This window comes from Paenibacillus ehimensis NBRC 15659, from assembly GCF_004000785.1.
GTDB classification, from domain to species: Bacteria; Bacillota; Bacilli; order Paenibacillales; family NBRC-103111; genus Paenibacillus_G; species Paenibacillus_G ehimensis.
In genome coordinates, this window is record NZ_BILX01000014.1 from 48,459 (window position 1) to 73,249 (window position 24,791).

General features: G+C 49.0%; 20 protein-coding genes. 8 read left to right on the forward strand and 12 right to left on the reverse strand.

Annotation, left to right across the window (positions count from 1 at the left end):
* Positions 1-39: 39 nt before the first annotated feature.
* The 5 genes from argF to argC form a co-directional block, all read right to left on the reverse strand.
* Positions 40-996 carry an ornithine carbamoyltransferase gene (gene argF, locus PEH01S_RS10745; RefSeq protein WP_025847793.1) on the reverse strand — a complete coding sequence of 319 codons (957 nt, stop codon included), beginning with the start codon at positions 994-996 and terminating at the stop codon, positions 40-42.
* Positions 997-1,033: 37 nt separating this feature from the next.
* Positions 1,034-2,224: an acetylornithine transaminase gene (locus PEH01S_RS10750; RefSeq protein WP_025847792.1), complete on the reverse strand. Its 1,191-nt coding sequence runs from the start codon at positions 2,222-2,224 to the stop codon at positions 1,034-1,036.
* A gap of 45 nt (positions 2,225-2,269) precedes the next feature.
* Entirely contained in the window at positions 2,270-3,061 is a 792-nt protein-coding gene (argB, locus tag PEH01S_RS10755) for an acetylglutamate kinase (RefSeq protein ID WP_127485350.1), read from the reverse strand.
* Between the two features lie 87 nt (positions 3,062-3,148).
* Positions 3,149-4,381 carry a bifunctional glutamate N-acetyltransferase/amino-acid acetyltransferase ArgJ gene (argJ, locus tag PEH01S_RS10760; protein ID WP_025847788.1) on the reverse strand — a complete coding sequence of 411 codons (1,233 nt, stop codon included), beginning with the start codon at positions 4,379-4,381 and terminating at the stop codon, positions 3,149-3,151.
* Positions 4,382-4,406: 25 nt separating this feature from the next.
* Complete coding sequence (gene argC, locus PEH01S_RS10765; protein ID WP_127485352.1) at positions 4,407-5,456, reverse strand: N-acetyl-gamma-glutamyl-phosphate reductase; 1,050 nt, start codon at positions 5,454-5,456, stop codon at positions 4,407-4,409.
* 283 nt (positions 5,457-5,739) lie between these two features.
* Here argC and PEH01S_RS10770 point away from each other — a divergent pair, with 283 nt between their 5' ends.
* From PEH01S_RS10770 to fdhD, 3 genes are all read left to right on the forward strand, one after another.
* Positions 5,740-6,099 carry a DUF2294 domain-containing protein gene (locus PEH01S_RS10770; RefSeq protein WP_127485354.1) on the forward strand — a complete coding sequence of 120 codons (360 nt, stop codon included), beginning with the start codon at positions 5,740-5,742 and terminating at the stop codon, positions 6,097-6,099.
* Between the two features lie 202 nt (positions 6,100-6,301).
* Positions 6,302-8,653, forward strand: coding sequence for an FdhF/YdeP family oxidoreductase (locus PEH01S_RS10775; protein WP_127485356.1), 2,352 nt, complete (start codon positions 6,302-6,304; stop codon positions 8,651-8,653).
* Positions 8,654-8,658: 5 nt separating this feature from the next.
* The gene (gene fdhD, locus PEH01S_RS10780) at positions 8,659-9,462 is read left to right on the forward strand and encodes a formate dehydrogenase accessory sulfurtransferase FdhD (RefSeq protein WP_127485418.1); all 804 of its coding nucleotides are present in this window, start codon (positions 8,659-8,661) and stop codon (positions 9,460-9,462) included.
* Positions 9,463-9,625: 163 nt separating this feature from the next.
* Here the strand turns inward: fdhD and PEH01S_RS10785 are convergent, their stop codons facing one another.
* From PEH01S_RS10785 to PEH01S_RS10805, 5 genes are all read right to left on the reverse strand, one after another.
* Positions 9,626-10,513, reverse strand: coding sequence for a YitT family protein (locus PEH01S_RS10785; protein WP_127485420.1), 888 nt, complete (start codon positions 10,511-10,513; stop codon positions 9,626-9,628).
* 178 nt (positions 10,514-10,691) lie between these two features.
* Positions 10,692-11,820 (reverse strand): peptide chain release factor 2 gene (gene prfB, locus PEH01S_RS10790; protein ID WP_127485358.1). Its coding sequence is split into 2 segments (ribosomal slippage): positions 10,692-11,747 and positions 11,749-11,820, totalling 1,128 coding nucleotides; the frame shifts between segments, so codons are not numbered across the junction.
* A 120-nt stretch (positions 11,821-11,940) separates the two neighbouring features.
* The gene (gene secA / locus PEH01S_RS10795; RefSeq protein ID WP_025847776.1) at positions 11,941-14,442 is read right to left on the reverse strand and encodes a preprotein translocase subunit SecA; all 2,502 of its coding nucleotides are present in this window, start codon (positions 14,440-14,442) and stop codon (positions 11,941-11,943) included.
* A 194-nt stretch (positions 14,443-14,636) separates the two neighbouring features.
* Complete coding sequence (gene hpf / locus PEH01S_RS10800; RefSeq protein WP_127485360.1) at positions 14,637-15,188, reverse strand: ribosome hibernation-promoting factor, HPF/YfiA family; 552 nt, start codon at positions 15,186-15,188, stop codon at positions 14,637-14,639.
* A 257-nt stretch (positions 15,189-15,445) separates the two neighbouring features.
* Positions 15,446-15,643, reverse strand: coding sequence for a cold shock domain-containing protein (locus PEH01S_RS10805; protein ID WP_025847772.1), 198 nt, complete (start codon positions 15,641-15,643; stop codon positions 15,446-15,448).
* A 443-nt stretch (positions 15,644-16,086) separates the two neighbouring features.
* Between PEH01S_RS10805 and PEH01S_RS10810 the strand changes: the two genes are divergently transcribed.
* The 5 genes from PEH01S_RS10810 (at position 16,087) to PEH01S_RS10830 (ending at position 20,884) form a co-directional block, all read left to right on the forward strand.
* Positions 16,087-17,088, forward strand: a complete 1,002-nt coding sequence (locus PEH01S_RS10810) for a ketoacyl-ACP synthase III (RefSeq protein ID WP_025847771.1) — start codon at positions 16,087-16,089, stop codon at positions 17,086-17,088.
* A 35-nt stretch (positions 17,089-17,123) separates the two neighbouring features.
* Complete coding sequence (locus PEH01S_RS10815; protein ID WP_025847769.1) at positions 17,124-17,357, forward strand: acyl carrier protein; 234 nt, start codon at positions 17,124-17,126, stop codon at positions 17,355-17,357.
* A 366-nt stretch (positions 17,358-17,723) separates the two neighbouring features.
* Complete coding sequence (locus PEH01S_RS10820; RefSeq protein WP_164827782.1) at positions 17,724-18,722, forward strand: Gfo/Idh/MocA family protein; 999 nt, start codon at positions 17,724-17,726, stop codon at positions 18,720-18,722.
* A 20-nt stretch (positions 18,723-18,742) separates the two neighbouring features.
* On the forward strand, positions 18,743-19,840 hold the full coding sequence (locus tag PEH01S_RS10825; RefSeq protein WP_025847767.1) for a DegT/DnrJ/EryC1/StrS family aminotransferase: 1,098 nt from the start codon (positions 18,743-18,745) through the stop codon (positions 19,838-19,840).
* A 51-nt stretch (positions 19,841-19,891) separates the two neighbouring features.
* Positions 19,892-20,884, forward strand: a complete 993-nt coding sequence (locus PEH01S_RS10830; RefSeq protein WP_025847766.1) for a UDP-3-O-(3-hydroxymyristoyl)glucosamine N-acyltransferase — start codon at positions 19,892-19,894, stop codon at positions 20,882-20,884.
* A gap of 157 nt (positions 20,885-21,041) precedes the next feature.
* Here the strand turns inward: PEH01S_RS10830 and PEH01S_RS10835 are convergent, their stop codons facing one another.
* A complete protein-coding gene (locus PEH01S_RS10835) occupies positions 21,042-22,613 on the reverse strand; it encodes a glycosyltransferase (RefSeq protein WP_127485364.1) in 1,572 nt (523 codons plus the stop codon).
* Between the two features lie 174 nt (positions 22,614-22,787).
* Complete coding sequence (locus tag PEH01S_RS10840; RefSeq protein WP_127485366.1) at positions 22,788-24,752, reverse strand: carbamoyltransferase C-terminal domain-containing protein; 1,965 nt, start codon at positions 24,750-24,752, stop codon at positions 22,788-22,790.
* Between the last annotated feature and the right edge of the window lie 39 nt (positions 24,753-24,791).

Sequence of the window (24,791 nt, forward strand, 5' to 3'; positions counted from 1 at the left end):
GTGGTTCCCGCTCTCCTTTAATTGTAAGCTTTCCGAATATTACAAGATCGCTGCCATAACTGCCTTTTGCGCATGCAGCCGGTTTTCCGCCTGATCGAAGATGACGGAATTGGGACCGTCGATGACCCCTTCGGACACTTCTTCTCCGCGGTGCGCCGGCAGACAGTGCATGAACAAGAAATCTTTTTTCGCATATTTCACGAGCTCGTCGTTGACCTGATAGTTTTTGAACGCGATTTCCCGTTCCTTCTGCTCCGCCTCGAAGCCCATGCTGGCCCACACGTCCGTATAAATGACGTCCGCATCCGCCACCGCTTCTTTCGGGTCGGCTCCCACATGAATGGTCGCCCCCGTTTTGGCAGCACTTTCACTGCATTGACGCAGCACTTCGCCGTCCGGCTCGTAGCCCTCCGGCGTCGCGACGGCGAAATTGACGCCGAGCTTGGCCGCGCCCATCAATAAGGAGTGTACCATATTATTCCCGTCGCCGATATAGGCCACTTTCAGCCCTTGCAGACGGCCTTTTTTCTCATAAATCGTCTGGTAATCCGCCAGCGCCTGGCACGGATGGGACAAATCCGTCAGCCCGTTGATCACCGGTACCGTTGCCGCCCGCGCCAGCTCGATGACCGTGCGGTGCGCGAAGGTGCGGATCATGATGCCGTCCAAATAACGCGACAGCGTCTGCGCCGTATCATGAATCGATTCGCCGCGGCCGATTTGCAGATCGTTCTTGCTGAGGAACAGCGCATGCCCCCCAAGCTGATACATCCCTACCTCAAACGATACCCGCGTCCGCGTCGACGATTTTTCGAAAATCATACCCAGCGTCTTCCCTTTGAGCGGCTGGTACGCTTCACCTGCTTTATTTTTTCTTTTGAGCTCGACCGCGAGCTCGATCAAATATTGAATCTCTTCCGGCGCATAGTCGACCAAGCCGATAAAATCCCGCCCTCTGAGCTGAACCGCCAAATCTTGTTGTGCCGTTCCCGCCATGGATGTCTCTCCTTTCGGTATGCGTTTCTTTGTCAGCCTATACGGCGGCTGCGGCCTTCTTTGCGAGCACGCTGCAAATCGTCTCCAGCCCGCGATCCAAATCGTCCTTCGAGATCAGCAAGCTCGGCGCCAAGCGGATCACGTTCGGACCAGCCGGCACGACTAGCACGCCCTGCGCGTGAATTTCCGCGATCAGCTCCGCCGACGGCACGGTCAAACCGATGCCGATCAGCAGCCCGAGCCCGCGGATTTGTCCTACCAGCGGATTGTCCGCCAGCTTCGTTTTCAGCTCGCTCATAATGTAGCCGCCCAGCTCCGCCGCGCGCTCCGGAAGCTTCTCCGCCAGCATCGTCTCCACGGTCGCAATGCCCGCGGCGGTAGACAAATAGTTCCCGCCGAACGTGGAGCCGTGGCTTCCGGCCGTGAACGCTTCGCGCAGCTTCGCTTTACCGAGCAGCGCGCCGATCGGCATGCCGCTGCCCAGCCCTTTGGCCAGTGTAAACAAATCCGGCTCGATGCCGTAATGCTCATACGCAAACAGCTTGCCCGTACGCCCCATACCGGTCTGGATCTCGTCCAGGATAAGCAGCAGCCCGTGCTGCTTGCACAGCTCCGCCACCCGTTTCACGAACGCAGGGTCCGCCGGATTGACGCCGCCTTCGCCCTGCACCAGCTCGAGCATAATCGCGCACGTCCGGTCGCCGATCAGCTTCTCTAAAGCGTCCGCATCGTTGTACGGCGCGTACACGAAGCCTTCCGGCAGCGGCGCGAAGCCCTCTTTCACTTTATCCTGTCCCGTTGCCGTCAGCGTAGCCAGCGTCCGGCCGTGGAACGACATGTCGAAGGTAATGATCTCGTAGCGCTGCGGCTGGCCGAGCACCTTGTTGTAATAGCGCCGCGCCAGCTTGATCGCCGCTTCGTTCGCCTCCGCTCCGCTGTTGCAGAAAAACACCGCATCGGCGCAGCTGTTGTCCACGAGAAGCTGAGCCAGCTTCTCCTGGTTCGGAATGTGAAACAGGTTGCTCGTATGCCAGAGCGTGTCGACCTGCTCCTTCAGCCGTTCGGTCACCTGCTTGGGCGCATGCCCGAGGTTCGTCACCGCCAGCCCGCACATCAAATCCAGATACTCCTTGCCATGCTCATCCCACAGACGGCTGCCGTCCCCCTTCACAAACGTAAAAGGATACCGTGCGTAGTTCGGAAACAATGCGCTTTGAGCCTCTCCCATGTCGTTCACTCCTTTGTCTCGGATCAATTTTAGAATGAATACGATTTATTCCTTCACAATGCGGGTACCGATGCCGCCGTTCTTCAGCGCCCGGCTGAGCACTTCCGGCTCGGCGCCGTTAACGATGACAACTTCGCGCACCTTGCCTTGAATACACTGTACCGCCGCACGTACTTTCGGAATCATGCCGCCGTAAATTTCGCCGCTGGCGATCATTTCGTCGATCTGGCGAACGGTGACTGAAGGCAGAACCCGCTTCTCGCCGTCCACTGTCTTCATAATACCGGGCACGTCCGTCACGACGATCATCCGCTCCACGCCCAGATGCGATGCGACGGCACCGGCCGCCGTATCGGCGTTGATGTTGTAGCGTTGACCGCCATCGGCTCCGATGCCGACCGGCGCGATGACGGGGATGTAGCCCATCGCTACGATGCCCTGCACGAGCTCCGCATTCACCTGCGTTACGTCGCCGACAAGCCCGATCTCGTGCGCGTTCGCCACCGGCGCTGCCTCGATCAGGTGTCCGTCGACACCGGACAAGCCGAGCGCTTTCGCCCCGGAAAGCTGGATCTTGCGGACAATTTCTTTGTTAATTTGTCCAGCCAGCACCATTTCGACCACATCGAGGACGGCTTCGTTCGTTTTGCGAAGGCCGTTCACGAATTCGGATTCAATGCCCAGCTTGCCGAGCGTATCCGAGATCGCCGGACCGCCGCCGTGCACGATGACGGGAATGATGCCTTCCGCCTGCAGCCGCCTCAAATCGTCGAAAAAAAGCTTTGGCAGCGCCGCAAGCGTACTGCCGCCGCATTTCATCACAAAACAATTGCTCATCCGAACCGTTCCCCTTTATCGTTTCACCGGTCTGCAACACGGGGGTTGCGGGTGGTTTGTTTTCACCTTATATTCCCGAGCTTCAAGCTACGTCCGGTACGCCGCGTTGATTCGCACGTAATCATAGGTCAAATCGCAGCCCCAAGCCGTCGCCGACGCTTCGCCCATATGCAGGTCGACATGAATAAGCACGAAATCGCCTTTCAGGTATTCCGCAGCCCGCTCCTCATCGAACTTCACCGGACGCGATTGCTCCAGCACGACGATATCGCCGAGGCGGATATCGACGGTTTCCGTCTTCACCGGATACCCTGCGCGGCCGACCGCCGCAATGATGCGCCCCCAGTTAGCGTCTGCGCCGAAGCAAGCCGATTTCACCAGGCTCGAGCCGATGACCGTCTTCGCAATGGCCCGTGCCGCTTCACGCGACTCCGCGTTCGCCACCGTGACCTCGATCAGCTTCGTCGCCCCTTCGCCGTCCCGCGCGATCGCCTTGGCCAAATACTCGCCCACATGATTGAACGCGGCCTTAAACGCAGCCCAATCCGCATGCTCCGGCGTCAAGCGCTCATTCTCCGCCAGTCCGCTTGCCATGACGACGACCATGTCGTTCGTGCTCGTATCGCCGTCGACGGTAATCATGTTGAAGGTCGAATCGGTGACGTCGTTCAGCAGCTTTTGCAGCTCGGCGCTCTCGATGTTCGCGTCGGTCGTCATAAACCCGAGCATCGTCGCCATGTTCGGATGGATCATGCCCGATCCCTTCGCCGCCCCGGCAATGTGCACGGTACGCCCGCCGACCGTCACGCGAACGCAAATTTCTTTTTTGACCAGATCGGTCGTTAAAATCGCCTGGCAGAAATCGTCCCCGCCGTCCGCGCTTACAGCGGCCGGAAGCTTCTCGATGCCCCCGAGCACCTTCGGCATCGGCAGCAGCTCGCCGATCACGCCCGTGGACGTCACGCCAACCAGATGCTCGGCTACGCCGAACGCTTTGGCTCCCGCCGCACGCATCGCGCGCGCATCATCTTCGCCCTGCTTGCCCGTGCAGGCATTGGCGTTGCCGCTGTTCACCAGCATCGCCTGCAGCTTGCCGCCCTGCGCAATGCTCTCTTGCGTCACCTTTAGGGGAGCCGCCTGGAACTGGTTCAGCGTATAGACGCCTGCCGCTTCTGCGGGAACCTCGCACACAATGGCGCCGAGATCGTGGCGCTCCGTTTTTTTCAATCCGCAGTGCAGTCCTCCCGCACGAAACCCTTTGGGCGTCGTCACGGAGCCCTCCGGCACTACCGTAAACGCATCGTTAACTTTTATCGCCATCGCTTTCTTCACCCGTTCCCTTACGTTATGGATATACCGGAGTGAAAGCGAGACCCGTCGCTTCATCCCAGCCCATCATCAAATTCAAGTTTTGAACGGCTTGCCCGGCCGCACCTTTAACTACATTATCAATAACCGACACAATCGTCAGACGCCCCGTGCGCGAATCAAGCGACAGCCCGATATCGCAGTAGTTCGAGCCCCAGACTTCCTTCGTCGCCGGGTATTTCCCCTTCTCCCGAAGGCGCACGAACTTGCGTCCCTCATAATATTGACGGTACAGCTCGCGAATATCGTCCTCGCTTCGCGGGCTTTTGAGATTCACATAAATCGTGGATAATATGCCGCGCGTCATCGGCACCAAATGCGTTGTGAACGTCATCACGACTTCTTCCCCGGCAAGCCGGCTGAGCGCCTGCTCGATCTCCGGCGTATGCTGGTGCTTGTTCACTTTATAAGCCAAGAAGTTTTCGTTGATCTCCGAGTAGTGCACGAGCAGGCTGAGACCGCGTCCCGCGCCCGATACGCCCGACTTGGCGTCCGCGATGATCGACTTCGGATCGATCCAACCGCTTGCGGCAAGCGGCGCCAGACCAAGCAGCGTGGCCGTCGGATAGCAGCCCGGGTTGGAAATGAAATCCTTGCCCCGCACTTCTTCCCCGAACACCTCGCACAGCCCGTAAACGGCTCTCTTCAAATATTCCGGATCGGCCGGTTTATGTTTATACCACGTCTCGTATACGTCGCCCGATTGAAGGCGGAAATCGCCCGAAATATCGATGACCTTCAGCCCGGCATCCAGCAGCTTCGGCGACAGCTCGGTGCTGACCCCATGCGGCGTTGCCAGGAAGACGACATCCGCTTTGCCTCGGATCAGCTCGACATCGACAGCATCCAGCCGGTCCGTCAAAATTTGGTTCAAATGCGGATAACCGTCCGCAATCGGCGCTCCGGCGCTTGAGGAGGAAATTACCGAGGTAATCTCCACATTCGGATGCGCCAGCAACAGCCGGATCAGCTCCACGCCGCCGTAGCCGGTTGACCCGACGATCGCCGCTCTTAATTTCGTAGTCATATTCCGTCCCTCCACTTGCAAACTATGTATTATTATACATTCGGAAGCATAATAATTCAACGAAATTTTTCCCTGATGCAGCGCCCGAGCCCACTGTCCGCCCGAGGAAAAGTTTGCTGCAACCAAGCGTTTTCATCGCATCCGTGCGAGACATTGCTCCCCCAACGTATCTTACCCGGTATGACAGGCAAGCGTATGTCTATCCCGGACCATCTTGAACTGAAGCTTCCCCCATGATAAAATTTATGAAGCAAAAACGTCGCCGTAAACGGAGTTGTTCCGAATGAACAAAGTAGAGGCCGAATTCGGCAATTTGGTGAAAGCGTTTCGCAAACGCCATATGGGCAAAGGCCCTCGGGAGATACGCACGACGTTCTGCAAGCATTGGGCCATCTGCGAGATGGAGGGCAATCTGTCCCCCGTCGAAAAATTCATCGCTTCCGCCGCCGACGGCAAGCAGGCGCTGCGTTCGGCACGTACCGAGATGGTCAAGGAAATGTACCGCTTGCACCGGCCGGTAGAAATGGAAGAGCTGCTCGGCGCGAACTTCGTCGATCTGTTCGTGGATATCGACCTCGATAAAGATATCGGCATGAGCATTTTTGTTTTTGATGAAAATATCGAGAAGAAATTCAGTATGTAGCAAATTTGTGCAGCAAGCGGACGGGACGGATTTCCTCCGCACTTCCAATTGCATAATGTGCCGTTGGCACTTGGCAGCGAACCTGCTCAAGACTAACCGCCGCAACAGATCCGCTCTCGTCTTCCGCAACCGTTCGGAAATTGGGAGCTGCATCTGTGCGGCTTTTTTTATCCCATTTTCACGAAAAGGTGGTCTTCTTTCTATGGGTACTACGAAGCATACCGGGCGCATCTCGCTCCCTTCCCGTCCCGATCCGTCGCTGTGGGTCAGCAAGGTGCCTTTCGGCCTGAACCGGATCAAGCCGCGCCATATCCGCGATACGTTCAAAGCGGTCTGGGACAACCGCGGCCAACTCCCCTACGCGGCCCGTATCTTGACTCAGGGCGTCTGCGACGGCTGCGCGCTCGGCGTCTCCGGGCTGTACGATCAGACGCTGAACGGACCGCATCTGTGCACAACTCGGCTCAACGTGCTGCGGCTGAACACGATGCCGGCGATTCGCGAAACGGTGCTGCATGCGGATATCGACGAGCTGCGCCGAATGGACAGCACCACGCTGCGCAAGCTCGGCCGGCTGCCGTACCCGCTCATCCGACGCAAAGGCGAACGCCGGTTCAGCCGGGTCACGTGGGAGGAAGCCCTTAACGAAATTGCCGCCAAAATCCGCAGCATCGATCCCAAGCAGCTCGCCTTCTATTTGACGGCGCGGGGCATCACGAACGAATCGTATTACACCGCAGCCAAGGTGGCGCGTTTTCTTGGGACGAATCATATCGACAATGCGTCGCGCATCTGCCATTCCCCGTCCAAAACGGCCTTGAAACGGTCCGTCGGCATCGGAGCTTCGAGCTGCAGCTATAAAGACTGGATCGGCACGGATGTGCTCGTGTTCTGGGGCAGTGTGGCGGCCAACAACCAGCCGGTGTCGACAAAGTACATGTATGCGGCCAAGCGGAAAGGAACGAAAATCGTCGTCATTAACCCGTACTATGAGCCGTCCATGGACCAATATTGGATTCCGTCGATTGCGGAATCGGCTTTGTTCGGCACCAAGCTGGCCAACGACTTCTATCAAGTCAACATCGGCGGGGATATCGCTTTTATGAACGGCGTCATGAAGCATTGGTTCGAGATGGAGGAAGCCGATCCCGGCTCCGCCGTCGACCATGATTTCGTCCGGACGCATACGAACGGCTACGAAGAGCTGCGGGCCCACGTGATGCGTCAGGACTGGACGCTGCTGGAATCATCGTCGGGTCTGTCCCGCGAGCAAATGGGGGAATTCGCCCGCCTACTTGCTGCCGCGAAGTCGGCGGTGTTCGTATGGAGCATGGGGCTCACGCAGCACCGCTTCGGCACGGACAATATTTCGCAGGTAGCCAATCTGGCCTTGCTGCGCGGGTTTCTGGGCCGCGAGCATTGCGGCCTGATGCCGATCCGCGGTCACAGCGGCGTGCAGGGCTCGGGCGAGATGGGAGCCGATCCGTTCAGCCTGCCAGGCGGCGAATTCAAAGGCGGCGACATCGAGCGGATCGAGCGGCTGTGGGGCTTCCCGCTGCCCAAATGGCAGGGGGACATCGTGGGCGTGTCGCTTGAAAATGCGCTGCTGCCGGAAGATCACGAGCGGAAGCTGAAGGTATTCTATACGTCGGGAGGCAACTTTCTGGAAACGATGCCGGACCCGGAGTTTGTGGAGCGCTGCCTCGCCAATGTCGAGCTCCGCGTGCATCAGGATATCATTCTCAACACGTCGACGCTGGTCGATGCGAAAGAAACGGTCATCGTCCTCCCCGCCATGACCCGTTATGAGCAGCCTGGCGGAGGGACGTCCACCTCAACGGAGCGAATGGTGTATTTTTCGCCGGAAATCGAAGGGCCCCGGATGCCGGAGGCCCGGGCGGAATGGGCCATCTACGTTGACCTCGCCGCCCGCGTCAAGCCGGAAGCAAAGCACTTGATCGGCTGCGAAGACGCCTTCGCGATCCGGGAGGAAATCGCTCTGGCCGCGCCCAATTACGACGGCATTCAGCATTTGCGCCATCGCGGCGACGTGTTTCAATGGGGCGGCGCCTGGCTTTGCGAGGGCGGTATTTGCCCGACAGAGGATGGCCGGGGAACGCTGCTGCCGATTGAGCTGCCCGAGCTGCGCAAGTCCGAAGGGCATTTTTACGTCACGACCCGCCGGGGCAAGCAGTTCAATTCGATGGTCTACAGCGAGACCGATCCGTTCAACGGCGCAGACCGGTACGATGTGCTGATGAACGAGCTGGACGGGAGGACGCTGCAGCTTCGGGAAGGCGACGCCATTGTCGTCTATAATCGGTACGGCGCGTTTCACGGCCGGGTCAAATGGGAGCGCGTGAAGGAAGGCAACATCGAAGTCCATTGGCCGGAAGGGAACGTGCTGATCCCCAAAGGGGTATATGAGCCGTTCGCAGGCATTCCGGAATACAATACGACGGTTATCGTGGAAAAAGCGGAAACCTACCACGCCTTCAAGGATACGAAGTACGTGGAACGGCGCATTGAAGAGCTGGAGACGGAAAGCGGGTGAGGTCCATGGATAAGGAGCATCCGGTTGCAAGCCGGACCATCTGGCATTATGACGGGGAAAGGCTTCAAGCCCGGAACGATCGGATCGCTTCGGAGAAGCCTTTTACATTGGAGCTCGACGGAGAGGAGTTTGCCACCATCGTCTGCACCCCGACCGACCTGGAAGATTTGACGTTCGGCTTTCTCGCCTCCGAAGGCGTCATCCGAACGGCGGACGAGGTGGCCGGGCTTGCCGTCGATCCCCGCCGGGGCCTAGCCCACATTCGCCTGCTCCACCCGGAGCGCAGCCGCAGCTTGGACCATTCCAAGCGATTCATCGGCTCATGCTGTGGCAAAGGCCGCCAATTTTATTTTCGCAGCGATGTCCGTACGGCCAAGACCATCATGTCGCGCCGGACGATCACTCCGGCTCAATGCATCGGCTTGATCCGGCAGCTGCAGGACGGCTCTGACATCTTTCGCGAAACGGGCGGGGTGCACAATGCCGCCCTCTGCTCCCCGGATCGCCTGCTTGTCTGCCGCACGGACATCGGCCGTCACAATGCGCTCGACAAGGTGTTCGGCCACTGCTTGCGGGAGCGTTTGCCGATGAAGGATAAAGTCGTCGCTTTCAGCGGGCGCGTCAGCTCGGAGGTGCTGCTCAAGACGTCGAAAATGGGCGTTGGCACGCTGCTTTCCAAGTCTGCGCCGACCGATCTCGCGCTTGAGCTTGCCGACGAGCTGGGCATTACTGTCGTTGGCTTTATCCGCGGCAGCTCATTCAACGTCTATTCGCACCCGGAAAGAATTACGGAGCCATCCGGCGACTGAAATCAAGCATCTCTCACTGAGCCTTACACTGCAGGATGGCGGGCGCTGCTGTCAGACCGCACGCAGCATCCTTCCCTCGTGGTCTGTCTCTTCAGTACTTCGGCAAGTGATACCCTAAGGGGCGGCCGCAGGCAGTCAACCGCCTTCGGCCCCCATTCTCTTCCTAAGGCCCCGCTCCGGAGCCCATCAGCTTGAACCCTTCCCCCAGCACTTCGTTCGTATCGCTTAGAATGACAAAAGCCTCCGGGTCCAGCTTCCGGACCAACGTTTTCAACCGGGTCACTTCCGTTTGCCCAACCACAACCATCAACACCGTACGGCTTTGGCCGGTATACCCGCCTTTGGCTTCCAGCTCCGTCAGCCCCCGGTCCAGCTCATGCAAAATCGCTTCCCGAACCGCGTCCGAAACCGAAGAGACGATAAACGCTACTTTTGAGTAATTTAATCCGATTTGCACAACACTGATTGTTTTACTAGTCACAAACAAACCGATGAGTGCGTACATCGCTTTTTCCGGGGACAGCACGATCCCCGCTGCTACAATAACCAGCCCGTCCAGCATCGCAACGCACAATCCGAGGCCGATACCGGTGTACCGGTGAACAAGCTGCGCCGCCAGATCCAAGCCACCGGTGGAGCCCCGGCCGCGAAACACAAGCCCCAGTCCCATTCCGATGAGGATGCCGCCGTAAATGCTGGCAAGCAATAAATTACTCGTCAAAGAAGGAAGCACGCGTGTCAGCAGAACCATAAAAGGGAGCACGATTGATCCGACCGCCGTTTTAACGCCGAACTGCCTCCCCAGCAGTAAAGTACCCGCAATAAACAATGGGATATTTAGCGCCCATTGGGTATAGGCCGGCTCAAAGCCGAACAGGGTCTGAACGATGATGCTGATGCCCGTTACCCCGCCCGATGCAACCTGATTCGGGCTCAAAAATACGTTAAAGCTAACTGCAATCAGGAGCGAACCGAAAAGCAGGAGGCCGTATTCTATAAATAAGCTCTGCCAGCGGGGTAAAGCTGCAGCTTCACGCCCCTTCCAGCCCATTCGTCTGCCCGATCTTCCGGTGCCTTCGATTACCGACATCCGCTCTCCCCCTGAATATAAAAAACTACACGCCGGTCCCGGCTTCTTCCTTGGCCTAACCGACCTCCCCTCGGGAGTTGGCGATGCCAGCGGAAACGAAGCCGTTACTTACGTGTAGGATGAGCTTGCCTGTATCATTTTATGATGCGCCGTTTTCTTTATCCGGCTTATTGATTTGCTGGCGCAAATAGGCGTCGATAAATGCGTCCAAATCGCCGTCCATCACCGCGCCGACATTGCCGGTTTCCTCTTGGGTCCGGTGATCCTTGACCATGCTGTACGGATGGAATACGTACGAGCGGATCTGGCTGCCCCATGCGATGTCGGATACTTCGCCGCGGATTTCCGCGAGCTGCTTTTGCTGTTCCTCGATTTTTTTCTCGTACAGCTTGGACCGCAGCATTTTCATCGCGCGCTCGCGGTTCTTAATCTGCGAACGCTCCGTCTGGCAGCTGACGACGACGCCTGTCGGAAGGTGGGTAATCCGGACCGCCGAGTCCGTCGTATTGATGTGCTGGCCGCCCGCTCCGCTGGAGCGGTACGTATCGACCTTGAGATCCTCCGTACGGATCTCGATTTCCACATCGTCGTCAATTTCGGGCATCACATCGCACGAGACGAACGACGTATGGCGGCGCCCCGAAGCGTCGAACGGCGAAATGCGCACCAGGCGGTGTACGCCTTTTTCCGCCTTCAAATAGCCGTAAGCGTTGTACCCTTTAATAAGCAGGGTCACGCTTTTCACACCGGCTTCATCACCCGGCAGATAGTCGAGCACCTCGACTTTGAAGTCGCGCTTCTCCGCCCAGCGGCGGTACATGCGCAGCAGCATCTCTGCCCAATCCTGTGATTCCGTTCCGCCCGCTCCCGGATGCAGCTCCAGTATCGCGTTCAGACGGTCGTACGGCTGACTGAGCAGCAGCTGCAGCTCGAAGTTTTCCAGCTTCTTCACGAGCGCGGCAATCCCGGCCTCAATCTCGGCCGCCATGCTGTCGTCCTGTTCCTCCTGCATGAGCTGAGCCATGACCTCGAGGTCCTCGTATTCCGACGCTAATGCCTGGAACTCGTCAACTACGCTTTTGATCCCGTTGGCTTCTGCAATCAGCTTCTGCGCCCGTTCGTTGTCGTCCCAAAAATCCGGCGCCGACATCTTCTCTTCATAATCCGCGATCTGCTCCAGCTTCAGATCTAAGTCAAAGAGACCCCCTGAGCTCAGCCAATCGCTTGGCCGTTTCTTGCAAATCCCGCTTTACATCCGCTTCTAACATGTTAAAGCACCTCTATCCGTTAATTTTGCACCCTGTTATCGAAAAGGGAGACCGGAGCGACGCCCCGACCTCCCGCTTCCTATAAATTTACCGTGCCATTGACTCACCAGATATTTAAAGCTATGCGCCGTGGCACTGCTTGTATTTCTTGCCGCTACCGCAAGGACACAGATCGTTGCGTCCGATCCGGTCTTCGCTTACCGCAGGCTTCTTCGGCGCCGGTTCCCCGTTTGTGGCCATCTCATGCTCATCGACCACGGCTTCGCGCACCAGGTTCGTCTCCACATGAGCTTTCATGATGTAGGTCGAAACTTCTTCCTGGATGCTTTGAATCATCTCATTGAACATCTCGAAGCCTTCAAACTGGTATTCGCGCAGCGGATCCGTACCGCCGTACGCCCGGAGATGAATCCCTTGACGCAGCTGATCCATCGCATCGATGTGGTCCATCCATTTGCTGTCGACGGCGCGGAGCACGACGACCTTCTCGAACTCGCGCATGAACTCCGGACCGATCTGCTGCTCGCGCTCCTCGTAGAGACGCTTCAAGAGATCTTGCATATATTCGACGATCTCTTCTTTTTCTTTGCCCCACAGCTCGTCTTTGGTCAGCTGGCCTTCATGCAGGAACGTGCCGTTCGCATAGTCGACGATCGCCTGCAAATCCCACTCTTCCGGCACGAGATCTGCCGGACAATGCGCCTCGACGACCCGGTCGATCACCGGCATCATCATACCAAGCACGATGTCGCGAATGTTCTCGGACTCGATCACTTCGCGGCGCTGCTTGTAGATGATTTCCCGCTGCTGGTTCATCACATCGTCGTATTGCAGGACGACCTTCCGCACATCGAAATTGTTGCCCTCGACCCGCTTCTGAGCCGACTCGATCGCTCTGGAGATCAGCTTGCTCTCGATCGGCTGATCTTCCTCGAAACCGAGGCGGTCCATCATACCCATGATGTTCTCCGCCCCGAAACGGCGCATCAGCTCATCTTCCAGCGACAGGTAAAACTGGGACGAACCCGGGTCACCCTGACGGCCTGCACGGCCGCGGAGCTGGTTATCGATCCGGCGGCTTTCGTGCCGCTCCGTACCTATAATATGCAGCCCGCCGACTTCAGCTACTCCGTCCCCGAGCATAATGTCCGTACCGCGCCCCGCCATGTTGGTCGCTATCGTTACGGCGCCCGGTTGACCCGCGCGTGCGACGATTTCCGCTTCCTCCGCATGGTATTTCGCGTTCAAGACTTTATGCGGAATGCCCTTCTTCTTCAGCATCTCGGACAACCGCTCCGAGTTCTCGATCGATACGGTACCGACGAGCACCGGCTGGTTCTTTTTATGCCGCTCCACGATCTCGTTTACAACCGCGCGGAACTTGCTTGCCACCGACTTGTACACGACATCCGGCATGTCTTTACGGATCATCGGTTTGTTTGTCGGGACGACAATAACGTCCAGATTGTAAATTTTCTTCAATTCTTCTTCTTCCGTCTTCGCCGTACCGGTCATCCCGGACAGCTTGCGGTACATCCGGAAATAGTTCTGCAGCGTGATCGTCGCGAGCGTCATCGACTCGTTCTGCACCTGCAGCTTCTCCTTGGCTTCAATCGCCTGATGAAGCCCTTCGCTGTAACGGCGGCCCGTCATCAAACGGCCGGTAAATTCGTCTACGATCACGATCTCGCCCTCGTGTACGACATAGTCGACATCCCGGCGCATGATAATGTGGGCTTTCAATGCTTGCTGAACATGGTGGTTGATTTGCACGTGATCGTGATCGAACAAGTTTTCGATACCGAAGGCGCGTTCCACCTTCGCTACTCCCGGTTCTGTCAAAGCAACGGACCGGAGCTTCTCGTCGACCGTGTAGTCTTCCTCTTCCAAGCGGCTGACGACCTGATCGGCAATATAATACAGATCCGTCGACTTGGCGGCTTGTCCGGAAATAATCAGCGGCGTACGGGCTTCGTCGACCAGAATCGAGTCCACCTCGTCAATGACCGCATAGTAAAGCGGCCGCTGTACCATTTGTTCCTTGTACACAACCATGTTGTCGCGCAAATAATCGAAACCGAACTCGTTGTTCGTTCCGTAGGTAATGTCGCAAGCATAAGCCCGCTGCTTCGCGTCATGCGACAGATTGGGCAGGTTGACCCCAACGGTCATCCCTAGGAATTCATAGATTTTGCCCATCTCGCTACTGTCCCGCTGGGCCAAGTAATCGTTGACCGTAACGACGTGCACGCCCTTGCCGAGGAGCGCATTCAAATACACCGGCAGCGTACCGACCAGCGTCTTCCCTTCCCCGGTACGCATCTCGGCGATTTTGCCTTCATGCAGCGTCATACCGCCGATCAACTGGACGTCGTAGTGACGCTTGCCCAAGACACGCTTGGACGCTTCGCGTACAACAGCGAAAGCTTCCGGCAGCAGATCGTCCAGATCCTCGCCTTTTTCCAAACGCTCACGGAATTCAACAGTTTTGCCTCGCAATTGCTCATCGGAAAGCGGTTCGATCGAAGGTTCGAGAGAATTAATGTATTCCACGGCTTTCCACATGCGCTTCAATTCGCGCTCATTCGAATCGCCAAATATTTTTTTAACGAGTCCTAGCATGTTGCTAATCCCCTTCCTTATTAAAAACAATAGCCTATCCTAAATTGTAACAGTTTGCGCCTTCTACCGCAACAAACCTGCCCCGATTTCCCGAATCTACTAAAAAAGAGCCTGCCCGAACGCGCAGGCATCGCTAGACGCACCGCTGAAACGCTCGAACAAGCTCTGTTCTTTTCTAAAGGTATTCGGACGGATTATCTGGCCGGCTCGATGAGGCCGTATTTTCCGTCATTGCGTTTGTAAACCACGTTGACTTGCGCAGTATCGGAATTGGAGAAAACGAAGAAATTATGGCCTACCATGTTCATTTGCAAAATCGCCTCTTCCACATCCATCGGCTTCAGCGTAAAACGCTTCGTCCGCACCAATTCGTAATCCTCTTCATCCTCCAGGGAATAGGAAGCGTCGGGCAGTTCCATCCGGAACAGATCCTTAATACCGCCGTCCAAGCGAATTTTGCGGTTGGCTTTCGTTTTGGCCTTGCGAATTTGACGTTCTAACTTGTCCACAACCAGATCGGCGGCTGCGTACATATCGGCGTGCTTCTCCTCCGCCCGCAGCATAAGGCCCGTAAGCGGAATCGTCACCTCAACGGTTTGCATGCCTTTTACAACGCTTAGAGTGACATTGACTTCAGATGTAGGGGGAGCTTCAAAGTAGCGTTCCAGTCTGCTTAATTTTTTCTCGACATGGTCTTTCAACGCTTCCGTTACCTCGATGTTTTCACCGCGAATGTTGAATTTCATGTGCGACTCCTCCTTTCATACTTACATTATACTATATTCACCCCCCGCCTTCAAAAATCCTTCATAAAATTCGAGGAAAATTTACAAAATATTTGGACAATTTATGGCAGTCATGTAAACGCTCCCTTTGGCTTCTTTCTGACAAGGTCCGGACGCACGAAAAACACCCTTGGATTCCCCAAGGGTGTGATCAAGTTCGCGCTAATTTTGTTCAAACAATAACCATCTATTACGAGCGGCCGAAACCAGCCGGATGATTACAACTTGACGACGTTAGCCGCTTGAGGACCGCGTGCGCCCTCTACGATATCGAACTCAACGGATTGGCCTTCTTCCAAAGTTTTGAAGCCTTCGGATTGGATTGCGGAGAAGTGTACGAATACGTCGCCACCGTCTTCACGCTCGATAAAACCGTAACCTTTTTCTGCGTTAAACCATTTAACTTTACCTTGCATGTAAAACATTCCCTTCGTTATCAAATAACTGCAAGCATCGCTCACAATTCGAATATATCACTCCCCGCTCCTCGCTGTCAATCGAACTTGGCCGTGTTGGTGAAATATTTCGAAAATTCGAGTATTAACATGGCGTTAATAAAATACTCACAGCTTAAAAGCCTGTCGTGTCGCGGTTTATCGACATTTTTCGCAAAGTTATCAACAGAGTTATGCACATTGTCCACAGGGGTGTTTGAATAAGTTTTATTTCATTATCTCACCCCACGTTAAATGTGGGGCGGTTTTACAGCTATCAAAACCCGAGCTCTTGAATCTCATATAGAGGGAGACAATAATATGGGAAAAAATACACCTACCATTTTCCTGTCTTCATCTTTATCTTTAGATAACCATCACCGATATATAAGTTAGTGCCGAATTTCAGAACTGAGGTGTTATTATTGGTAAAGGCATATATTAAAGGAATTGAATATTATTGTCCTCAGCAGATCGAAGCCAATCCTGCAAACGACAAATTAACCGAAAAAATCGGGATACTAACGAGACACATTGCTAAGGACAATGAACTTGCCTCAGATTTAGCCTATATGGCAGCAGAAAAATTATTTAAATCTAAACTATGCGAAAAAGAAGAAATCGATTTCTTACTTTATTGCACACAATCTCCAGATCATTTTCTTCCTACAACTGCATGTTTGCTGCAAAGTCGGCTCAATTTACCCACAACGTGTGGTGCATTCGATTATAATTTAGGATGTTCCGGATATGTCTACGGATTATCGATAGCAAAAGGATTAATCGAATCCGGAGCAGCAAAAAATATTCTATTGATTACATCTGATACTTACAGCAAGTATATTCATCCCCTTGATCGAAGTGTTAAAGTTCTGTTTGGTGATGCCGCTACTGCAACACTTGTTTCATCTACTAATTCAGAGGACGATTTAATCGGTCCTTTCGATTTCGGGACAGATGGTAGAGGCGCCGACAATCTAATCGTTCCAGCTGGTGCCCTTAAGGAACCTATTTCTAGTATTAACCTTGAAGAAACGACAGATTCATTCGGCAACGTACGCATGAGAAAAAACTTATACATGAATGGACCTGAAGTATTTAATTTCACGTTAAAAGAGGTTCCGCGTTCAATTCAAAATTTACTTGAAAAATCTAATAAAACAAAAGATGATTATGATTTGTTTATATTCCATCAAGCTAATAAATATATGCTGGAGCATCTAAGAAAAAAGTTACATATCGACGAACATAAGTTTTCTATTTGTATTGAGAATTTCGGAAATACTGTTTCATCTACAATTCCTATTGCTCTTAAAAACGAACTTATCCAAGGGCGAATCAATAATTCTTCATTATTAATGCTGGTAGGATTTGGAGTCGGATATTCTTGGGCTTCATGTAATGTGGTTTGGAAATCTAATACTTAAGTCATATTCAACATAAAGATACGGAGGGCTACAAGATGACAATTGCTGACTTCACTTCACAATTTGAAGAGCAGATTTTAATGTTGGGTAAAGGACAGTTGACACCTGACTTTGTACTTAAAGATTCAAGGAACTGGGATTCAATGGCCATTATCGAGACAATCTCGCTAATCGACGATAATTTAGACATTGAAATTTCCACAGAACATTTAATAGGCTGCAAAACATTTGGAGACATTCTGAATTTGCTCGGGGATAAGCTTAATTAATTGACAAAAAAGAGCGGTACTAAGCCGCTTTTTTGTTTTGTTTTTTACATTAGCTTAGAGGACATAACTAAACTTTCTTACATATTTTATGCTCTAATTTTACATTACCGTTCTACCGATAATTTTAATATGTTGTGTATTACTTTGTGACCGGAAGATTCGAGCCCCGCGCATTTGACAGACTTAAAACTCGGATTTTGCTAATAATCACTTTCAGTTCAAATAACAAATTTATGAAGCTTTCCTTAATACTCTTACAAATTTGATTTCCACGAGCATGTCCACTAATTCATTTCCAGTTCCCTTGAGACCAATTGGAAATGGGTTAAATTAATATTCAAAGATAACCATACAAGGAGAATGCTGATGAAAACAAGAGTGGCTGTCATAGGGGCTGGTAATATGGGGTTACACCATGTAAGAAATTATTATTATCAACCTAACGTGGATCTAATAGGTGTCGTTGACCAAAACGTATTAAGACTTAATCAAGTTATAGCAAAGTATCCTATAAAAGGGTTTTCAGATTATAAAGACCTGCTTCCATTAGTAGATGCTGTTAGCATTGCTACTCCAACAAGCACGCATTACGCTATTGCTTGCGATTTTTTAAGCCATGGGAAACATGTTTTACTCGAGAAGCCGATAACTCAAGAAATAGAGCAAGCAAAAAAACTAATAGAAGTAGCTGAAAATAATCATTCAATACTTGCAATCGGTCATATAGAGAGGTTTAACCCGGTGATGCTGGAACTTGAGAATGTTCTCCGGAATCAAAAACCAGTATTTATTGATATTCATCGAGAAAGTCCCTTTGACCCCAGAATATTTGATGCCGATGTGGTATTGGATCTTATGATTCATGATATTGATCTGATCTTCTTTCTACTGAAAGAAAACATTAAATTAATTTCAGTTTATGGAATATCGGTACATTCGGACAAAAACGACCTTGTTAATGCTCAGTTTTTAAGCGAGAGCGGGATATTGATTAATGTAACCACGAGTAGAGCCACAGAACAGAAAATAAGACAATGGAGATTAGTTCTTCCTAACCAAATGATTGAAGCAGATTTGTTAGAGAGAAAACTACATATTACTCGTAGAACACTAATGGAAACAGCATTTTACGAAGATAGGCCAGATATAAAGTATAAACAAGAACAACTCACTGAGAAAGTATTAGTGGCAAATTTCGAACCATTACAAATGGAATTAAATGATTTTATTCAAGCCGTTCAAACAGGAATAGCCCCAAAGGTAGGGGGACAAGAAGGTTTAAAAGCCCTTGAAATAATTAAGGAAATTGAAACCAAAATACGAAATAGAGCATCAACCAACAACACAAGACAAGAAATTAAATAAACATAAGGTGGAATTTGCGAATGATCCCAATTGCTAAGCCTCTAATTGACCAACGTGAAATTCAAGCCGTTTTGAATATAATGGAAGAAGGAAACTTAGCTCAGGGCGAACAAGTATTTGAATTCGAAAAACAGTTTGCAAGCCATTTTCAATATTCCTACGCTGCTTCCCTATGTAATGGTACCGTAGCTCTTCATGTTGCATTAAAAGCGGCCGGAGTTCGTTCTGGTGATGTTGTCCTAACTACTCCATTTTCTTTTATTGCCACGAGTAATGCAATTTTATATTGCAATGCTATTCCTTCCTTTGTCGATATTGACGAAGACACTTTTAATATATCGCTGGAAAGTTTGCAAGAAGCAATTAAAAAAAATCCTAATGCAAAATACCTTTTGCTAGTTCATTTGTATGGACAACCTTGCCAAATGACTGATATTATGCATATTTGCAATGAACATGGAATTACAGTTATTGAAGACTGTGCCCAAGCTCATGGTGCTACCTATGATACGAAACCTGTTGGGTCCTTTGGATTATGTGGAACATTTAGTTTCTATCCAACCAAGAACATGACAACCGGTGAGGGCGGGATGATCACCTCAAGCAATGAAAATTTTATACGGTATTGCAAGAAGTTGATAAACCATGGTTCAACAACTCGTTATGTTCACGAAATCACTGGTTTCAACTATCGCTTAACGAACATTGCAGCAGTCATTGGCCTAGCACAATTACAAAAAATAGACGGGATGAATAGTCTGCGCAAAAAAAATGCTCATTACTATTTAGAAAACATTCATAACTCGGCAGTATCTTTACCGAAGGTAGATCCGCGCGCTGACCATGTGTATCATCAGTTCAGCTTAAAAACCAAATACAGAGACGAATTTGTAAAATATTTAACCAGCAAAAAAATTGGGTTCGGTATTCATTACCCTATACCAATTCACCATCAAGGTAACATTAAGGAATATTTGCAATCAATGGGAATTAAGTCACAAAGCTGTCCCGTCGCCGAAGCAGTGTCGCAGCAAGTTGTATCTATTCCTGTACATCCCGCCCTATCAAACGAAGATGTAAGTTATATATGTGATACGATTAATCAATTTAATCCTTAGATTTTAAGGAAATAAATTTTGTTATAAAAGATTGATTGGGAGCGAATGAAAATGGAGTTAGGCATACGAGAAAAACTTCCTCTATCTGAAATAGCCCGTAATTTTAATGCTTATTTAATGGGTACTGATAGGCAAATAAGTAAGTTTGGAAATCTTTCTTCAGTTACAGATAAACCTCAACAGCAACTAACTTATGTTATTGCGGAAAAATATCTTAAGAGTTTTAATACTTCTAACATAGGAGCATGTATCGTCCATGAGTCATTAAAAGAACTATGTATTAAAGAAAAAAGCTATATAATTACATCAGAAAATCCTGAGCAACTGTTCTATACAATTTTTCTGAATCATTATCAGAGTGGACACTTTAAAACTCTCTCTTCTACTCGAGATTCAAGTACGATTATTGCTCCATCCGCTGTCATTCATAATTCCGTCGTGATCGGAAAAGATTGCCTAATAATGGATAATGTTGTTATAATGCCAAATACCATAATCGGCGATCGGGTAACTATAAAACCCAATACAGTTATAGGAGGAGATGGATTTCAAGTAAAAACTTTAGAGGGGAGAAGGAAAGTAATTCCTCACGTTGGCGGAGTCAAAATTATGAACGATGTTGAAATTGGCTCATCTGTGTGCATAGACAAGGGACTATTTGGTGAGTTTACAACAATACATAACGAAACAAAAATTGATAATTTAGTCCACATTGCTCACTCAGCCGTAATAGGTGAATCGTGTACAATCGCCGCCGGTTCGTCAATAGCTGGGGCTGTTACAGTTGGCAACAATGTATGGATAGGAGTAAATTGCTCCATAAATCAGCTTCTTAACATAGGAGACTACAGCTTGGTTGGGACTGGTTCAGTGGTAATAAAATCTGTACTCCCCCACAAAAAAGTATTTGGATCTCCAGCAAAGACCATAGGCTTAGTCTGCAAATGTCGGGCAGATATTATTTCGTCAGAGGAACAATTGGTATGTAGCCAATGTAATAATCGTTATGCATTTGTTGAAGGCCAGTTGGTTGAAGTTAGCTAATTTCTGAAACCTGACCCTTTTTAAATGAAACAAAAAGAAACCAGTTTAAGCAAACAGGATACTACCGATATATTACAAAAGGAAAGAAGATCGCCGTTGACTTGCTCAAATCAGCGGCGATCTTTTTAATAACCTTTTGGTTTTGTGGAATGATTTGTTACGGACATGTTAGATCTCTCAAGGCAAAATCAAAACTATCGTACAAACCAAAATTTTCAATTGTTACTTTATCATTAGATTGATATAGCAATTCTAAATAATTTATAGATTGTCTCAAATAACTAGTAAGAGCTTTTTTGTATTGGATGTCATCTTTAAGAAAACCATCTTCCCTTGAATCATTAATTAACGTAAGCCAATCTTTTATAGCTGGAACGAGTGTCTTGCTCGAGTTTTGCCCAATCTGCTCCTTGTGCATACGAAAATAGTTTAATGTTTCTGCTATATAGACTGCTTTTCCAAGTGATAGAAGTGATATCCACGACGAAATATCACCCATAATGGAATTTTTGCCTCGATAAAAACCTATTCTTTCTCTTAAATCATTCTTTCTAAACATTACTGTACTAGCTTCTCCAATGACATTTAAACAGTTGCTCAACACAAAATTGCCGAGTTCAATCCCATCAATAAAAGTATCTACCTCAAACAGTTTTCTTGTAGCAGGAATCGGGTGAAGTTCTCGGCCATTTTCATCAATTAATTGCCGATGAGAAGTAACAAGGGTAACTTCTTTAAAATGACTTAAGTAAAACGTCATTTTTTCTACTTTATTCGGATGAAATAAATCATCATCCGCTAAAAAAGCAATATATTTACCAGAAGAAAGCTCAAGGAGATTTTGGAAATTCCCTAACCATTTTTCCTTTTTATTTTTATAGTATTTAAGATGAGGATACGCCTCTAGATAAGGTTCAACCACGCTTTGGGAAATATCATCTTCACTGTCATCACTTATAATCACTTCAATATGAGGATACGATTGAGCTAGTGCACTTTTAAGAGCAAGCTCTAAATAATGAGGCCTATTGCAGGTTGGAATTAAAATACTCACTTTCGGAAATAAAAATTTTGAGTATTCCTCCAAGAATATATTTTTAAAATGATTGAATCCATTCGATACATCTACAATCCCACAATCATGAATACACCACGGTTTATTTTGCTTAGGTACTGCCACCTCAAAACCAGCTTTGACAAACTCTGTGCTTTGGGATAGATCATAGAAATGCCATCCGTTAAACAGATCATCTCTCCAAGAAATATCATATTGTGTAATCATAATAAAGCCATCGATAGCTGCAACTACGGTATGGTCTGTCGTCACTTCTCCGAAAGAAAGTAGATTCATCTTACCGCTATGGCTTTCATAAACTTGTCCAACTTTATCGCTAGCCTCCCACCATACAGCATTGGTTGGAATTTCGATGGCTCCTGCCATTCCAAGAAGACCAACTTGTGGATTATCGTGAAATAACGTTAGAACATCAGAGATAAAACTCTTATTTATAATAAACGTATCCTGATGCAAATACACTTTATACTTCGCATCCGAGCTGTGCATAGCCTTGTTATAACCCGCGGCCATACTTTCCGCCCCAACGATACCTAGCGTTTCAATCGCAAACCCTTCAGGCACTTTTAAGGTATGGATATACTTCAAACACTCTTGGTAAAGCACCTCATCATTGTAGCAGGTGATAAAACATATTTTATTTGAATTCTTCATATTACACTAACCTCACTTAGTGTTAGTCCCAGTGTCCAAATTCACCCAACATTTTTTATGGGAACGACGAATGAGGAGGACTTTCATTTTTAAATGTTATCTTGTAATAAGGAGAGGTCTCCCCCTCCTTATTCGAGCAGAACAAAAGATTCAGGTGTAAAATTGGTGGTTTTTTTATTTTTTAACAATTTTGTAGCCATTAATATATATGGCATCAATATCCGTATCCAAAAACATTCTAATTGCATTTTCCGGGGTTTCTACTATTGGTTCTCCTGGCCCATTAAATGATGTATTTAAAACCACCGGAACTCCGGTAATCTCGTAAAATGATTTAATTACGTTATAATACATTCCATTATCCGGAGAGACCGTTTGGATCCTCGCTGTATTATCCACATGCGTAACTGCAGGAATATTGTAACTTTTAACTCGTGCATTAAATAGCATAAATGGTGAATCTACTGGGGCAGCTTTATACCATTTTTCACATTCCTCTACCAATACGGCGGGTGCTAATGGCCTCCAATATTCACGTCGTTTTATGATGTTTACCTTTTCCCAGTTAGATACAAATTGAGGGTTTGCTAAAATCGACCTATGGCCTAATGCACGTGGTCCTAATTCACATCTTCCCTCGTACCAACCAATAATTTTATTTTCCGCAAGCTGTTCGGCAGCATCTTTTGAAGGATCAAGCAACTTTTCATACGTAATCGAATTGGAGAACATATTCAACGCAGATAAAGTTTCTTCTTCCGAATAATTGATTCCTAAATAAATTTTCTCAGCGGCGCTTCTTTGAACCTCATTTCTTGGGTTATCCAAAATACAGTAATACAGAGCATATGCAGCACCTGTCGAAAGTCCAGGATCTCCACATGCTGGAGGAATGAATACTTTTTCAAACGATGATTCATTATAGATTTTGCTGTTTGTGGGGCAATTTAGCATAACACCGCCCGTTAAACATAAATTTTTTGTTCGAATACTACTTGCTTGTAAAGCTTGCATGAGAACTTCTGTTGCGTAAAACATTGTTTCTTCAAAAGTTTTTTGAATACTTGAAGCTATATCGGCATTAATCGGGTCAAGGATATATTCTTTTTGGGCTAACCTGGTTAAGTCATATCCTCTAGCCTTGGCTAAATTTAGTGCAATATTAATCCAAAGGTTTGGTACAGAGAAAGTTTCTCTTGCATTTACAATTTCTTTTTCAAAACGCTCCGGCCTATCATACCAATTACCTACAAATTCACTCATAAAGAAATTAGGTTGCCCATACGAAGTTAGTCCCATCATTTTCCCCGGACCAGAAACAAGATCGAAACCGATGAAAGAGGATACTACTTCATACATATATCCCAAGGCTAAGTAGTGAGGGGTGATGGGATATATTTTTGTTCCTTCACCATAGTAAAACATACCGGATCGATATCCCTGTAACGCCCGAGAATCGCCATCATGAGAAAAAATTGCTGCATTTTGAAATTCACTTTCAAAAAATGCATATGCAGCATGAGCATAATGATGGGAAAGAAGAATTCCTTTTATTTTTTTTCCTAACAAAATTAACTCGATAGGCAGGTGGAATCCTTTTCTAAAATTATCATCCATTAAGTGGGAATAGTTGGTTGAAGATATATCTCTTAATGACTTAACTTTTGTCCATGTCTCTGAACTAAAAAAATTCTCTATAGAATCAAAAGTCTGTGCGGTCTCAACTAAGCCTTGTTCTATATATTGTTTTAATCTTTGACGTTGTGGTTCGAATTCAGCCTTATTTTTATTTTTAACACCCTCTAAAAACCCACTCTCACCTTTTATGGTCAAGTTGTTTTTTTGAATCAAATTTAGACAAGGAGAATTTATTTCATTGCTATAATCAATTTCGAATGATAGCTTATCAGGGTGAAAAAATATATACTCCATTCCTTGAGTACAAGTTACTGCACAATAATCTATCTGATCTAATTCAATATCAGTACGTTCTAATGCTAATAAGATGTCTTGATAATCAAGACCTGCTGCATGTTTGATTCTTGTTACTCTCTCCTTCTCAATAACACTAAGAACCACTCCATCTTTCATAATGGTAACTGCCGCATCATGACCAAAATGTAATCCCAAAATAATCATTTAATGAGTCGCCCTTTCACATCTATAATTAAATTATTT

Coding starts and splice junctions, on each gene's coding strand:
- argF (WP_025847793.1), bottom strand. CDS start 996: ATGGCGGGAACGGCACAACAAGATTTGGCGGTTCAGCTCAGAGGGCGG.
- PEH01S_RS10750 (WP_025847792.1), bottom strand. CDS start 2,224: ATGGGAGAGGCTCAAAGCGCATTGTTTCCGAACTACGCACGGTATCCT.
- argB (WP_127485350.1), bottom strand. CDS start 3,061: ATGAGCAATTGTTTTGTGATGAAATGCGGCGGCAGTACGCTTGCGGCG.
- argJ (WP_025847788.1), bottom strand. CDS start 4,381: ATGGCGATAAAAGTTAACGATGCGTTTACGGTAGTGCCGGAGGGCTCC.
- argC (WP_127485352.1), bottom strand. CDS start 5,456: ATGACTACGAAATTAAGAGCGGCGATCGTCGGGTCAACCGGCTACGGC.
- PEH01S_RS10770 (WP_127485354.1), top strand. CDS start 5,740: ATGAACAAAGTAGAGGCCGAATTCGGCAATTTGGTGAAAGCGTTTCGC.
- PEH01S_RS10775 (WP_127485356.1), top strand. CDS start 6,302: ATGGGTACTACGAAGCATACCGGGCGCATCTCGCTCCCTTCCCGTCCC.
- fdhD (WP_127485418.1), top strand. CDS start 8,659: ATGGATAAGGAGCATCCGGTTGCAAGCCGGACCATCTGGCATTATGAC.
- PEH01S_RS10785 (WP_127485420.1), bottom strand. CDS start 10,513: ATGGGCTGGAAGGGGCGTGAAGCTGCAGCTTTACCCCGCTGGCAGAGC.
- secA (WP_025847776.1), bottom strand. CDS start 14,442: ATGCTAGGACTCGTTAAAAAAATATTTGGCGATTCGAATGAGCGCGAA.
- hpf (WP_127485360.1), bottom strand. CDS start 15,188: ATGAAATTCAACATTCGCGGTGAAAACATCGAGGTAACGGAAGCGTTG.
- PEH01S_RS10805 (WP_025847772.1), bottom strand. CDS start 15,643: ATGCAAGGTAAAGTTAAATGGTTTAACGCAGAAAAAGGTTACGGTTTT.
- PEH01S_RS10815 (WP_025847769.1), top strand. CDS start 17,124: ATGACAATTGCTGACTTCACTTCACAATTTGAAGAGCAGATTTTAATG.
- PEH01S_RS10820 (WP_164827782.1), top strand. CDS start 17,724: ATGAAAACAAGAGTGGCTGTCATAGGGGCTGGTAATATGGGGTTACAC.
- PEH01S_RS10825 (WP_025847767.1), top strand. CDS start 18,743: ATGATCCCAATTGCTAAGCCTCTAATTGACCAACGTGAAATTCAAGCC.
- PEH01S_RS10830 (WP_025847766.1), top strand. CDS start 19,892: ATGGAGTTAGGCATACGAGAAAAACTTCCTCTATCTGAAATAGCCCGT.
- PEH01S_RS10835 (WP_127485364.1), bottom strand. CDS start 22,613: ATGAAGAATTCAAATAAAATATGTTTTATCACCTGCTACAATGATGAG.
- PEH01S_RS10840 (WP_127485366.1), bottom strand. CDS start 24,752: ATGATTATTTTGGGATTACATTTTGGTCATGATGCGGCAGTTACCATT.